This window comes from Escherichia sp. WS1152 (assembly GCF_046487665.1).
In the GTDB taxonomy this organism is placed as follows: domain Bacteria; phylum Pseudomonadota; class Gammaproteobacteria; order Enterobacterales; family Enterobacteriaceae; genus Escherichia; species Escherichia coli.
In genome coordinates, this window is record NZ_JBJQJA010000019.1 from 1 (window position 1) to 12,825 (window position 12,825).

At 52.4% G+C, this 12,825-nt stretch carries 12 protein-coding genes; all 12 read right to left on the reverse strand.

From position 1 onward, the window contains the following. Window positions 1–219 precede the first annotated feature (219 nt). On the reverse strand, window positions 220–1,656 hold the full coding sequence (cpsB, locus tag ACJHW7_RS21060; RefSeq protein WP_000079246.1) for a mannose-1-phosphate guanyltransferase: 1,437 nt from the start codon (window positions 1,654–1,656) through the stop codon (window positions 220–222). A 2-nt stretch (window positions 1,657–1,658) separates the two neighbouring features. Then, window positions 1,659–2,882 (reverse strand): colanic acid biosynthesis fucosyltransferase WcaI, encoded by a 1,224-nt coding sequence (gene wcaI / locus ACJHW7_RS21065; protein ID WP_000699772.1) that lies wholly within the window; start codon window positions 2,880–2,882, stop codon window positions 1,659–1,661. Next, window positions 2,879–3,358 carry a GDP-mannose mannosyl hydrolase gene (gmm, locus tag ACJHW7_RS21070; protein WP_001342585.1) on the reverse strand — a complete coding sequence of 160 codons (480 nt, stop codon included), beginning with the start codon at window positions 3,356–3,358 and terminating at the stop codon, window positions 2,879–2,881. The genes wcaI and gmm overlap by 4 nt, the downstream gene beginning before the upstream one ends. A 2-nt stretch (window positions 3,359–3,360) precedes the next feature. Next, window positions 3,361–4,326, reverse strand: coding sequence for a GDP-L-fucose synthase (gene fcl / locus ACJHW7_RS21075; RefSeq protein WP_061356326.1), 966 nt, complete (start codon window positions 4,324–4,326; stop codon window positions 3,361–3,363). A 2-nt stretch (window positions 4,327–4,328) separates the two neighbouring features. Beyond that, on the reverse strand, window positions 4,329–5,450 hold the full coding sequence (gene gmd, locus ACJHW7_RS21080; RefSeq protein WP_000048190.1) for a GDP-mannose 4,6-dehydratase: 1,122 nt from the start codon (window positions 5,448–5,450) through the stop codon (window positions 4,329–4,331). A 25-nt stretch (window positions 5,451–5,475) separates the two neighbouring features. Next, window positions 5,476–6,024 (reverse strand): colanic acid biosynthesis acetyltransferase WcaF, encoded by a 549-nt coding sequence (wcaF, locus tag ACJHW7_RS21085; protein WP_001153547.1) that lies wholly within the window; start codon window positions 6,022–6,024, stop codon window positions 5,476–5,478. A gap of 15 nt (window positions 6,025–6,039) precedes the next feature. Next, on the reverse strand, window positions 6,040–6,786 hold the full coding sequence (gene wcaE / locus ACJHW7_RS21090; RefSeq protein ID WP_000927089.1) for a colanic acid biosynthesis glycosyltransferase WcaE: 747 nt from the start codon (window positions 6,784–6,786) through the stop codon (window positions 6,040–6,042). 10 nt (window positions 6,787–6,796) lie between these two features. Next, window positions 6,797–8,014: a colanic acid polymerase WcaD gene (wcaD, locus tag ACJHW7_RS21095; RefSeq protein WP_000107816.1), complete on the reverse strand. Its 1,218-nt coding sequence runs from the start codon at window positions 8,012–8,014 to the stop codon at window positions 6,797–6,799. Next, the gene (gene wcaC, locus ACJHW7_RS21100) at window positions 7,989–9,206 is read right to left on the reverse strand and encodes a colanic acid biosynthesis glycosyltransferase WcaC (RefSeq protein ID WP_001023871.1); all 1,218 of its coding nucleotides are present in this window, start codon (window positions 9,204–9,206) and stop codon (window positions 7,989–7,991) included. The genes wcaD and wcaC overlap by 26 nt, the downstream gene beginning before the upstream one ends. Next, window positions 9,203–9,691, reverse strand: a complete 489-nt coding sequence (gene wcaB / locus ACJHW7_RS21105) for a colanic acid biosynthesis acetyltransferase WcaB (RefSeq protein WP_000888740.1) — start codon at window positions 9,689–9,691, stop codon at window positions 9,203–9,205. Before wcaB ends, wcaC begins: the two co-directional genes overlap by 4 nt. 2 nt (window positions 9,692–9,693) lie before the next feature. Next, entirely contained in the window at window positions 9,694–10,533 is an 840-nt protein-coding gene (gene wcaA, locus ACJHW7_RS21110; RefSeq protein WP_000654503.1) for a colanic acid biosynthesis glycosyltransferase WcaA, read from the reverse strand. A 128-nt stretch (window positions 10,534–10,661) separates the two neighbouring features. Beyond that, on the reverse strand, window positions 10,662–12,824 hold the full coding sequence (gene wzc / locus ACJHW7_RS21115) for a tyrosine-protein kinase Wzc (RefSeq protein ID WP_073313285.1): 2,163 nt from the start codon (window positions 12,822–12,824) through the stop codon (window positions 10,662–10,664). Between the last annotated feature and the right edge of the window lies 1 nt (window position 12,825).

The following is a 12,825-nucleotide window of genomic DNA, read 5'->3' on the forward strand; positions in this document are numbered from 1 at the left end:
AGGCGTTCACGCCGCATCCGACAGCCAGCGCCTGATGCGACGCTGCCGCGTCTTATCAGGCCTACAAATCCGAACCGTAGGTCGGATAAGGCGTTCACGCCGCATCCGACAGCCAGCGCCTGATGCGACGCTGCCGCGTCTTATCAGGCCTACAAATCCGAACCGTAGGTCGGATAAGGCGTTCACGCCGCATCCGACAACCAGCGCCTGATGCGACGTTTACACCCGTCCGTAGCGATCCGCGAAGCGCACCACATCATCCTCTTCGAGATAAGAGCCGGAGCGCACTTCAATTAAATCGAGCGGAATTTTCCCCGGGTTTTCCAGGCAATGCGTCGCCCCCAGCGGAATATAAATGGACTCGTTTTCACCAAGCAGTTTGATATCACCGTCGATAGTGACTTTTGCCGTTCCCGCGACCACCACCCAGTGTTCCGCGCGGTGATGGTGCATCTGTACCGACAAGCCTTCGCCCGGTTTCACGGTGATGCGTTTCACCTGGTAGCGGTCGCCCGCGTCGATAGAGTCATATTTGCCCCACGGGCGATAGACTTCGCGATGCACCCGATGCTCATGGCGACCATCGGCTTTGATCTGCTCGACCACTTTTTTCACATCCTGCACCGCGTTACGGTCGGCAATCAGCACCGCATCTTTGGTCTGCACCACCACCAGATCTTTCACCCCGACGGTGGTGACCAGGCCAGATTCGGCGTACACATAGCTGTTTTCAGTTTTGTGATTAATCACATCGCCGTGGCAAACGTTGCCTTCCGCGGTGTGGGCGCTGATCTCCCATAAAGAGGACCAGGAACCGACATCGCTCCAGCCCGCATCCATCGGCACCACAACGGCATCTGCCGTACGTTCCATGACCGCGTAATCCACCGACTCTTCCGGGCAGGCGAGAAACGCTTCTTCATCCACGCGAATAAAATCGAGATCCGGATCGACGGCGCTCATCGCTTTTTCGCAGGCATCGAGAATATCCGGACGATATTTTTTCAGTTCTTCGAGATAGCGTCCGGCACGGAACAGGAACATGCCGCTGTTCCAGTAATATTCGCCGCTTGCCACATAGGCCTGGGCGGTTTCCAGATTCGGTTTTTCGACAAACTGCGCCACTTCAAAGGCCACCGTATCCTGCTCGCCCGCAGATACTTCACCGCGACGAATATAGCCATAACCGGTTTCTGGTAGATCCGGCACAATGCCAAAGGTCACCAGCTTGCCCGCTTCGGCATACGGCATGGCATTACGCACGGCGGCACGGAACGCGTCTTCATCGGCAATCACATGATCCGCCGCCAGCACCAGCATTAACGGGTCGCTCTCCGGACTATGACGTGTTGCCGCCAGCGCCGCCAGCGCAATGGCTGGTGCAGTGTTACGCCCTGCCGGTTCGAGAATAATGTTCTCGGTGAGTTTGTTCAGTTGGCGCAGCTGTTCCGCGACAATAAAGCGGTGCTGCTCATTGCAAATCACCACCGGGCTTTCGCACTCTACGCCTTTCAGGCGGCAGATGGTGGTTTGCAGCATGGTGAGATCGCCTTTCAGGCATAAAAACTGCTTGGGGTAAAGTACGCGGGAAAGCGGCCATAAGCGGCTACCGGAGCCACCTGCCATCACAACTGGATAGAGTTTCGACTGCGCCATAATTATCCCCGAATATCATTTATAAATTGACGTAACACGTTCTCTTTATCGAGCGTGCGTTCGGCATATTCACGTGCCACCGTGTTGTGTTTGGGCAGCAGGAGCGCCTGACGAATCCCCGCCACCAGCGCCTCGACCGATTCCGGTTCAACGCAAACCGCAATGCCCGGAAAGGTTTCGCAAAGCTGTCCCAGTTCTGTGTGGGCTTCTGCAGTAATCACCGCGTTACCGCCTACCGCCAGAATATTGGTCAGTTTCGACGGCAATACGGCATCTGCCGCGCCGCGTTTTTGCACCACCAGATGGCAATCGCCCATCTTCAGCAGTGCGGGTAAAGCGTCATACGATTGCAGCGGAAAAAATTGCATGTTGCGCAGACCACGCTGTTGCGCCATTTTTTCCAGCCGCGCTTTGCCGCCGCCCTGCCCGACAATGGCAAAAATCAGCGGTTCATCGCGCAGGAGATCGGCAGCTTCAATAACGTTTTCCAGCCCCTGCTTTTCACCAATATTGCCGGAGTAAAGAATGATTTTTTTGTTATCCGGCAGGCCAAGCTGGTTACGAAGGGCATCAACATCGGCATCTGCAATATGCTGAAAACGGGCAATTTCCGACCAGTTGGGGAAGAAGATGACGTTTTCCGCCGCCACGCCTTTTTCGATGGCTTTATTCATCATCGAGCGCGAAATCGTGGAGACGTTATCGACGTTATGCAGTCCGCTACGTTCGAACGCCGTTGCCAGCTGTGCAACTTTGCCGCCTTTGCCTTTTCCGGCAAGGCCCAGCCCCAGCATGGCGTCCACTTCGTAATCCTGAATATGCAGCACGGTACGCGCACCAGAGAGTTTCGCCAGCAGGCGCATTCCCGGCGTGCAAAACAGCGTTGGCACCACGCCGATAATGCGATCCGGCTTCCAGCGACGTTGCGCCATCAGAGGAAAGAAACTGCTGACGGCAAAACTGCCGAGATGTAACAGGCGTTTCAGGGTGCTCGGCTGTTTTGGCACGTACAGCGGGCAGCGCCACACCGTGGCGGCCCCCTCTTCTCGTTTGTAGCGCCAGGCGGAATAGTTCTCGCCCACCTGCCACTGCGGGTAGTAAGGCGGTGCGGTAATGACCCGCACCTCATGACCTTGTGCTACCAGCCATTCCACCATCTCGCCAGTGTATTTGCCGATGCCGGTTAACTCCGGCGAGTAGTTAATGCCGTAGACCAGTATTTTCATAATCCGGGTACTCCGGCACGCTTCTCAGCGAGAAAATAGGCGCGGCTGTTAGCGTGAACATTGTCACTGGCGAGCAGTGCATCCGGCGTCAGCCAGCGGTAATCGTCATGCTGCTCATCCGGCAGTAACAGCTCTTCTTCCGATACTCTGAAGCGAAAACCGAGCACCACATAGTGAGTGGTGAAATCCGTGCCAGAGAAGTTATCGTCATAAAAGTGCTGCCAGACACCGTAAAACTGGCCTGCTGTTATCGGCAAACGCAGCCCCAGTTCCGCCATCGTCAGCCGCTCAAATGCGGCTTCCAGCGTTTCGTCTTTCTGCACGCGCCCTCCCGGCACAAACCAGTAACCCTGCGCCGGGCGGTTGGTTCTTTTGCCAAGCAGAAACTCGCCGCGACTGTTCTCGACAATAAAGTCGAGAGAGACAAGCGGAGTGGAGCGCACTACCGTGGCAAAGTCTTCCTGACGTAAAAACATCATTACCCCCGAAAGCGGTCTTGATTCTCAAGGAACCACTGGTAAGTGCTGGCAAGCCCCGCTTCCAGTGAGATTTCGTGATACCAGCCAAGCTGATGCAGGCGCGTCACATCCAGCAGTTTGCGCGGCGTGCCATCCGGTTTGCTGGCATCAAAAACCACCCGGCCTTTGTAACCCACCACTTTGGCGATGGTTTGCGCCAGCTCGCGGATAGTGCAGTCAACGCCCGTGCCGACGTTAATGTGCGACAACATCGGCTGGGTGTTCTCCAGCCAGACTTCATGCGCCAGCTCCATGACATGAATGCTCGCCGCCGCCATATCATCGACGTGCAGAAATTCGCGCATCGGTGTACCGCTGCCCCATACCACCACGTCCGGCGCATTCTGTGCCGTCGCCTCGTGGAAGCGACGCAGCAATGCTGGGATCACATGCGAATTACTCGGGTGGAAGTTGTCATACGGGCCATACAGGTTGGTCGGCATGACTGAGCGGTAATCGCGTCCGTACTGGCGGTTGTAAGATTCGCACAATTTGATCCCGGCGATTTTTGCAATGGCGTAAGGCTCGTTGGTCGGCTCCAGCGTGCCCTGCAATAACTCGCTTTCTGCCATCGGCTGTTTTGCCAGTTTCGGGTAGATGCAGGACGATCCAAGAAACAGCAGTTTGTTCACGTCGTTCTGATGCGCGGCGTGAATGATGTTGCTCTCAATCATCATGTTCTGGTAGATGAAATCCGCCGGATAGGTGTTGTTGGCAACAATGCCGCCCACTTTCGCCGCCGCCAGATAGACCTGGTCAATGCGTTCGCTGGCAAAGAAATCATGCACCGCGCGGCTGTCCAACAGGTTCAGTTCATCGCGGGTGCGTAATACCAGCTCCACATCACCGCGCTGTTCGAGCTGTCGCTTGATGGCGGAACCGACCATCCCGCGATGGCCAGCGATAAAAATTCGTTGTTTACTCATGCTTATGACTCCAGCGCGATCGCCACGTCGTAGCCGTGAGATTTCAGCAGAGAGTGTTTTTTCGCCGCTTCGAGGTCATTAGCCACCATTTCAGACACCATCTCTCTGAGGGTGATTTCCGGTTTCCAGCCCAATTTTTCGTGCGCTTTGGTCGGGTCGCCGAGCAGTGTTTCAACTTCAGCCGGACGGAAGTAACGCGGGTCAACGGCGATAATCACATCACCCGGTTTAACGCCCGGCGCGTCATGCCCGGTGACGGAAACCACAATGCCCTTCTCTTCAACACCCGTGCCTTCAAAGCGCAGTTTGATGCCCAGCTGTGCTGCCGCCATTTCCACGAACTGACGTACGGAGTACTGAACGCCGGTAGCAATAACGAAATCTTCCGGCTGTTCCTGTTGCAGCATCATCCACTGCATTTTTACGTAGTCTTTGGCATGGCCCCAGTCACGCAGGGAATCCATATTGCCGAGGTACAGGCACGACTCCAGCCCCTGGGCGATGTTGGCGATTGCGCGGGTGATTTTGCGGGTAACGAAGGTTTCGCCGCGGCGCGGGGATTCATGGTTGAAGAGAATTCCGTTACAGGCGTACATGCCGTAGGATTCACGGTAGTTAACGGTGATCCAGTAGGCGTACAGTTTGGCGACCGCATACGGAGATCGCGGGTAGAACGGCGTGGTCTCTTTCTGCGGAATTTCCTGCACCAGACCATACAGTTCAGAGGTGGAAGCCTGATAGAAACGAGTTTTCTTTTCCAGACCGAGGAAGCGGATCGCCTCCAGCAGGCGCAGCGTACCCATCGCGTCGACGTCAGCGGTATATTCTGGTGACTCAAAAGAGACCGCAACGTGGCTCATTGCGCCCAGGTTGTACACTTCATCCGGCTGTACTTCACGCAAAATGCGCGTCAGGTTAGAGGTATCACTCAGGTCGCCATAATGCAGATGGAATTTCGGGTTGCAGGTGTGCGGATCCTGATAAATGTGATCCACGCGCTCGGTGTTGAATGACGATGCGCGACGCTTAATACCATGCACCTCGTAACCTTTTTCCAGCAGAAACTCTGCCAGGTAAGAACCGTCTTGTCCGGTTACACCGGTGATGAGAGCGACTTTTGACATGTATTATTCCTCTGTATTTTTGAATTTATTCAGTTTCAACGCGTTCGCGTATCACCACTGCGGGATTCCCCCGGCAAACCACATTTGCCGGAAGCGATTTAAAAACACTGCTTCGTGCACCCACGACGGTGCCGTCGCCGATTGTGACGCCTGGGGCAACAAAGACATCGGTTGCCAGCCAGCATTTCTCGCCAATCACAATAGGCGTGGCGTTAATGGTGAAATGTTGACTTGCATGGTCGTGGCTACCGGTGCATAAATAACTTTTTTGCGATATCACCGAATGTGCGCCAATGGTTATTTCACCGAGGGTATATAAATTGACGTCATCGCCGACCCACGCGTAATCACCTAAGGTTAATTTCCACGGATAGGTAATTTTTACTGACGGACGAATAACTACGTTTTTTCCTATTTTTGCTCCGAATAAACGTAATAAAAAAGCCCGCCAGCGATACAATACTTGTGGCGACCAGGCAAATATTGTTGCCTGTACTGCCCACCATAATTGCACTTTAATAGCGTTGCCGCCCCGGAACCCTTTCGGCACCGAGAAACCGCTTAAATCTTGCATTGGTTTTCCTTATATTCAGACTTTGTTATATAAGGCTTTCGTCTTTGAGGTAGTACGTTGGCGTAAATGCCAGGATAATTCAGCCCAAAAGCCAGGCACATGTAATATTTGTCGTTGGACTTTTTTCGCGTCAGCACACAATTCCATATTATTGGTGGTAGATACCCCACCCATGGAAAATTCAGACACCAGGCCATTGAGTTTCTTAAATGCATAACCGGCTTTATACATTTTGGCTGCCAGCGCGTAGTCGGAAGAAACTTTATATTCCAGGTCATAACGCCATTTTTTCAAGCCGGATACAGGGAAAAATATCGCCTGATGACTGGCGGGCAGGCTGTGATAAATATACCAGCCCGGTTTGGCGCTACGTTTAATTTTATGCCCGTCGCCAAAATCCAGCAGCGCATCGCCGGTGATCATCACGTTATCTTTTTGCATTTTTAACTTACGGACAAAATTTGCGGCATTCTGATGAAAAATATCGCCCGAATTGAGAAACAACGCGAACTTGCCTTGTGCCATCGCAATGCCTTTGTTCATGGCGTCGTAGATACCGTTATCTGGCTCGCTGACAAAGCGTAGGTTAAAGATACCATTGAGATTTTCCAGATACTCACGGGTGCCGTCGTTGGAACCGCCATCGACAACAATCCATTCGAAGCTGATATCTTCCACCTGCGCCAGATGCGCCAGCGAGGCATGTGTTTTGACTATCCCTTCGAGGTTACGAAACGCGACAGTGATTATGCTAAGCAACATGTTCTTATTCTTACCTCGTAATATTTAACGCTTTTCGCAAAATAAACGGACAGACGATTAAAAATGCATATTCCGGGCTAAATATCGAACCGGTAAAAAACAGCGACACCGGAGTAAAAAGATATAATTGCACGCGAAAATTGCGGTTATCACCAAAAGCGTTGATCATCATTTTTATCACTTTCCCCATGTACCACAGCGATAAAAACACTGCGAACCAGGAAAAATAAATAATCAGCAGATACAAACCATTGTCTATGGTTTTTCCGACATCCGCACCGTTAAATATTCCGAATGATGCGACATATTCATAAAGTGAGCCAAATCTGACTACACCGTCAATATGGGTCAAAGAATAACCGACCATCACCAGCGGACCGACAATACGATAATACGATGACGATCCTTCCGTACCTAAATCGCCCAGACGGGTGGAAATATAAGGAAATGCAATTACCACACCAACCAGGAATACAGCCAGAGAAATCAATGCTAACGGTAACTTTTTCTTAATCGCCTCTTTATTCAGATATTGAAATGCCCACTCCAGCAAATAAAACAGGATAAAGGTCATAACCCCTGAAAACGATCCGGATAATATTATCCCTGCGAGAATCATAGCATCTGTTTTAGGCGTTTTGATACCAAACTGTTTGATGCTGAGCCAAATTGAGATTAATGCCAGAGCGAAAAATGCCGGTTCGAAATAAAGTGCTGTCGTGCGCTTGCCGCCGAATTTGATGAAATTCAGCACATAGCTGTTGCTGTAAATCAGATATTTCGAAATCGACTCCATAATACTGCTGCCGCCGGTGAGGATAATTTGCGCCATCTCCACCGCCGCCAGCGCCACCACCAGCCCGACCACCAGATAAAAGAAACGTAATATCTTGCGATGGTTGTGTGGCGAAATCGTTTTAAAGCGAATACTCCACACCATACCAATAATGATCACGATATAGACAAACAGCATAGTTGAAGTGACGTATTTACTGGCATCCAGCGACTGACCAAACAGATAGTTAAACGCCGTGAGTCCCGCGCCAATCCCTAAGGCAATCATCAATTTTTTAACGCTGATGCGTTCTAAAAACAGCAGTAACAAAACAGGTAAAAAAGTTACGATGGTGATGGGGAAACTTTCACCAAGCTGGGCGATTTTGACGTTAACCAGCAGGTAGATCAGCGGCAGCAGCAGGTAGCTACAGATTCTGATAGAAGTTGACATACTCCTCCAGCATCTGTTGTCCACTGTAAGCGGCACGGCTGCGTTGGCTGAACTCAGCCAGCGTGGTACCAAATATCGCCTGCGCGATTTCCGGTTTGCTTAACTGCACCAGTTGCAGCACCTCTTCTTCGCTGACGGTTTTACCGCCGGATTTTTGCAACACTTCCCGCGCCGCATCGCTATGGGTGGCAATCACCGGCACGCCAATCGATAGCGCCTCACACAAAATCAGCGGGTAGTTATCGACGCGAGAACTGAATACCAGCGCATCCATCTGATTGAGCGCGCTCATCAGCTTACGTTTGTCGGTTTCAAAGCCATGATTAACCACGTTGCCAGCGGTGAACGGCGAGAACTTACCAAAGGTATGCAGTTCAATTTTGTCGCCCAGCGCCATCATCTCGCGTACCAGTTGCTGGTTAGTTTTGCCGTCGTAACGCAGATCATGCGCCACCACCGCGATTTTCGGCTTGCCCTGGGTTTCGCGCACCGGAGGCAAGTCCGCCAGAATCGCTTCAGTTGCCATATCAATGCCATTATTGATAATCCGGCAACGCCCTGGACCGTACAGGCTATTGAAAGCGTCAGCCACATGCTGGCTGGGGGAAATAAACTGACAGCCCAGCGCCAGCATCTCACGGAATAACTGGCGTTTGCCCGCCACCAGTTGGTGTGCGCGATCAATCTTCACCGGCGGATAGTTATTTAAGGTCGGGCATTTCTGGCAGCCTGTTTTCCAGCCTTCGCAACCGTCGGTAAAGGCGCAGCGTCCGGTAACACTCCAGTGGTCGTGCAGCGTCCAGACCAGAGTGACGTCCGGTTTATGGTTTTTCACTTTTTCGCAAAAGCGCACCACGCTCTTAAGATTTAGCCAGTAGCTGTGCAGCACATGAAAATGCAGGACCACCGGACCCGCTGTGCGAGTAATGGTGCGATATAACTCATTGAAATTGCCAAACAGATCGCGATTAAACAGACGAAACAGAGCAATATTCGCCATCGCGGTCATCCGCGGCGTATGTTTGATGACCTGCGGATAGTTCTGATGGCTGACGCTCTCTTTGCCGCCTTTGCCGTAACCGTAGACAAAATGTGACGCCAGCCCCTGTTGCAGCGCACGCTGGTGGAGATCTAACGCCACACCTGCTGCCCCGCCTTCCGCCAGTCGCACATTAAATTGCAAAATATTCATTTAATTACCTTCACTCGCGCTTTTTCTCCCACCACCAGCGCGTTGTCCGGGACAGAGTCGAGCACCACGCTGCCCGCGCCCACGGTGACGTTGTTACCAAGCGTGATATCACCAAGAATAATGACGTTGGCACCGAGTTCGACGCCGTTGCCAATGTGTGGACATGCCATGTTATCGGCCCCCCGATTGCCGATAGTGACGCCGTGGCGAATGGTGAAATCATCCCCCGCTACCACGTTTTTATTGATCACTACGGCGTAACCGTGATGGATAGTAAAGCGGCGGCCAATGGTCGCGGCAGCCTGGATTTCATAACCGAAAAAGCATTCGGTGATAATGCGATACAGCACCAGCAGCGGGGCCGCCCACAGATTGTTGAGAACGTTCTTTTTGCGCCACACCGAACAAAAATGAGCGACGCGATAGGCAAGAACCATGCAGCACGGGCGTAAACTCCAGCTGTTGGCGCGTAGATCTTCCAGCATCTTTAGCGCCCCCGAATACCATCAGCCAGACGTTTGCCGTTACGCACCGACAGCAGCGTCAGCAAAGTGCGCCAGGTCATACGTTTATTGCGGATCTGGTAGAGGGTAAACAGCTGATATTTTTTACTGGCACGGTCGAATTTGTCTTTGTGCTTGCGGTAAAAGTGGAAGTATCCGGAGAATTTTTTCGGTGACGAGGTGATCTGCATTTCACCGTGATTGATATGCAGGATCTGCGTCGCCTCTTCTACTTTCCACGGTTCGCCGTACTCCACCACCATCCGCAGGAAGATGTCGTAATCCTGTGCCGCTTTCAGTTCGGTATCGAACAAACACTCTTTGAAACGCCATGCCCAGGTAAAGACCTGGTTGCCAATGATATTGCGTTTGTAGAACAGGCGGCGTGAATACGGCGATTTGGGATATAGCGGCAAACTTGCTGGTTGGGAATAGACTTCGCCCTGGCAAACGTAGTCGTTAGCGTACAAAAAGGCGTGAGTGACCAGTTGCTGTTTATGGGCGAGGAAGACGCTCAGACGGTTGGGTGTCCATTCATCATCATCATCGATCCCGGTGATGTATTCCCCTTGCGCCAGCATAATCGCCTGGTTACGTACCGCGCACGCCCCGCTGTTAATGTCGTTGTGAATGTAGGTAATACGCGGATCGTTGAGGGCAGTGACGTACTGTTGCAGTTGTTCCCAGGAGGTGGAGCAATCATCCACGATGATCATCTCCCAGTTGCTGTAGTCCTGGCGCAAAACCGATTTTATTGCCCGAATCGCCAGTTGTTGGCGGTTCCAGGTCGGCATATAGATTGAGATCAGCGGATTGTCTTTCATAGGTTGTTCTCCCGGAGTGTCGAGATGTTCTGCCGGTTTATAAGCTTGTTTACGGGTTCTGTTGCCGGATGCGGCGTGAGCGTAGGTCGGATAAGATGCGTCAGCATCGCATCCGACAGCGGATCTCGTTATTTCGCGTCCGACTTATATTCGTATTCGTAATAGCCATAATCCTGATACGCGCTGGCGCGGCGGAAGATGGAGTTCAGAATCACCCCTTTCACCGGAATACCGTTTTGCTCAAAGCGGCTCAGACTGGTTTCCACTTCTTTCAAGGTGTTGACCGCATAACGCGCCACCATTAACGTGGTTCCAGCGTGACGACCAACAATTGCCGCATCGGTCACTGCCAGAATCGGCGGCGTATCAATCAACACCAGGTCATAGTTTTTACTCGCCCAGTTCACCAGTTCGGCAAAGCGTTCGCTCATCAACAGTTCAGAAGGATTTGGCGGCACCTGACCGCGCGGGATCAGGTCAAATTTGGCAATAGAGGTCGGTTTAGCTGCGGTAGTAATATCGCCCTGACCAATCAGAATGTCCGACAGGCCATTGACGTTATTGGTGCCCAACAGCTCGTGGGTGTAGCCTTTGCGCATATCGCAGTCGATCAACAACACGCGTTTATTGGTCTGGCTGATCACCGCCGCCAGGTTGGCGCAGACAAAGGTTTTACCGATTGACGGGCTAATCCCGGTCATCATCAACACATTGTTCTGCGCCTGCATCATCGCGAAGTGCAGACTGGTACGCAGACTGCGGATGGCTTCAATCGCCAGATCGGTTGGATTCCCCACCGCCAGTAGCTGGCTCTGTTTATAGCGTTTAACTCCTTTGATGGTTTTGACGCTATCGCGCGCTTTCTGCCATTCCGACAACGGGATGCTGGCATAGACGCTGATACCGTGTTCTTCCAGCACCTGCGGGCTTTCGATGCCGCGATTAAACAACGAGCGCAGCAGCACACCCACGATAGAGAGCATCAGGCCGAGGATAATCGCGCCGAGGATAATCAGTCCTTTCTTCGGTTTCAGTACACCTGGCTGGGTAATTGCCGGGTCAACAATGCGCACATCGCCGACGGTGCTGGCTTCGGTGATTTTCAGCTCCTGCTCTTTATTCAGCAGCTGCATATAGACCTGCTGACCAGACTCGACATCGCGGGTCAGACGGACAATCTCCTGCTGGGTTTTCGGCATCGCCGTTACGCGACCGTTAAGTTTGGCTTTTTCGTCTTCCAGCGCCTGACGTTTCTCCAGCAGCGTGCGGTACGCCGGGTGAACTTTGGTGTACAGCTTGGAGATTTCCGCCTCTTTAAAGGTCAGTTCGTTCAACTGCGCGTCAATGTTCACCATCGAATCGAGCACCGCTTTCGCTTCAAGCGGCAGATCAACAGAATCTTTATCCTGACGGAAGGCATTCAGTTTGTTTTCGGCAACATCGAGGCGGCTACGTACTTCCGGTAACTGTTGCGCGAGGAAAGCGAGGCTTTTCGACGCTTCCGCCGATTTGCGCTCAATATTTTGTTCCTGATAGTTACGGGCGATGCTGTTAAGAATGTCGCGGATCTGTTCGCGATCTTCACCGGTATAAGTCAGGCTCAGTACGCCTGCGTCTTTGCCGTTCTCCGTTACCGTCAGGCTGTTTTGCAGTTGGTTGATCATCCCCAACGTGGAGTATTTGGTGACGGTAAACTCACTGCCCGGGCGGGCGTGAATGGCTTCAACCATCAGCGTGACGCCTTCTTTTTTCAGCATCTGGCCCGCTTGCCCACGGGCGCTAAAGCCGCCATCACTGCTCAGGGTGTAGTTTTTATTGTCCAGCACATTAAGCGTAAACACCTGGTCCGCCATCTCTTTCGGGCGGTTAAAGGTGGTCACTTTCACCGTCTCGTTCTGACGTCCCATCAAACGATCCCAGCCCGCACCGAAAATCGGGAACGTGTTTTTGCTCACCGCAATATCGAGGTCTAGATCGTCCACCGTTTTACCAAGCACCAGACGCGAACGAATCAACTGGATCTCGGCGTCCGATGCAGGCGGTTTGTTGGCTAATGCCGAGCCGATATCCTGCACCAGCGAATTGCCGCTGCTTTGCTCGATTTGTACCAGTGCGTCGGCACTATAAATCGGCGTGGCGAAGAAGGTGTAAACCACGGCACAGAGGGCAAATACGGCGGTGATGCCAATCACCCACCAGCGCGCTTCAATGACGGTGCCGATCAGGCGACCAATATCGATTTCATCACTGCCCGTTACCGGAGCGGCATGTAGTTTTACTTTTTCTGTCATT

Coding starts and splice junctions, on each gene's coding strand:
- cpsB (WP_000079246.1), bottom strand. CDS start 1,656: ATGGCGCAGTCGAAACTCTATCCAGTTGTGATGGCAGGTGGCTCCGGT.
- wcaI (WP_000699772.1), bottom strand. CDS start 2,882: ATGAAAATACTGGTCTACGGCATTAACTACTCGCCGGAGTTAACCGGC.
- gmm (WP_001342585.1), bottom strand. CDS start 3,358: ATGTTTTTACGTCAGGAAGACTTTGCCACGGTAGTGCGCTCCACTCCG.
- fcl (WP_061356326.1), bottom strand. CDS start 4,326: ATGAGTAAACAACGAATTTTTATCGCTGGCCATCGCGGGATGGTCGGT.
- gmd (WP_000048190.1), bottom strand. CDS start 5,450: ATGTCAAAAGTCGCTCTCATCACCGGTGTAACCGGACAAGACGGTTCT.
- wcaF (WP_001153547.1), bottom strand. CDS start 6,024: ATGCAAGATTTAAGCGGTTTCTCGGTGCCGAAAGGGTTCCGGGGCGGC.
- wcaE (WP_000927089.1), bottom strand. CDS start 6,786: ATGTTGCTTAGCATAATCACTGTCGCGTTTCGTAACCTCGAAGGGATA.
- wcaD (WP_000107816.1), bottom strand. CDS start 8,014: ATGTCAACTTCTATCAGAATCTGTAGCTACCTGCTGCTGCCGCTGATC.
- wcaC (WP_001023871.1), bottom strand. CDS start 9,206: ATGAATATTTTGCAATTTAATGTGCGACTGGCGGAAGGCGGGGCAGCA.
- wcaB (WP_000888740.1), bottom strand. CDS start 9,691: ATGCTGGAAGATCTACGCGCCAACAGCTGGAGTTTACGCCCGTGCTGC.
- wcaA (WP_000654503.1), bottom strand. CDS start 10,533: ATGAAAGACAATCCGCTGATCTCAATCTATATGCCGACCTGGAACCGC.
- wzc (WP_073313285.1), bottom strand. CDS start 12,824: ATGACAGAAAAAGTAAAACTACATGCCGCTCCGGTAACGGGCAGTGAT.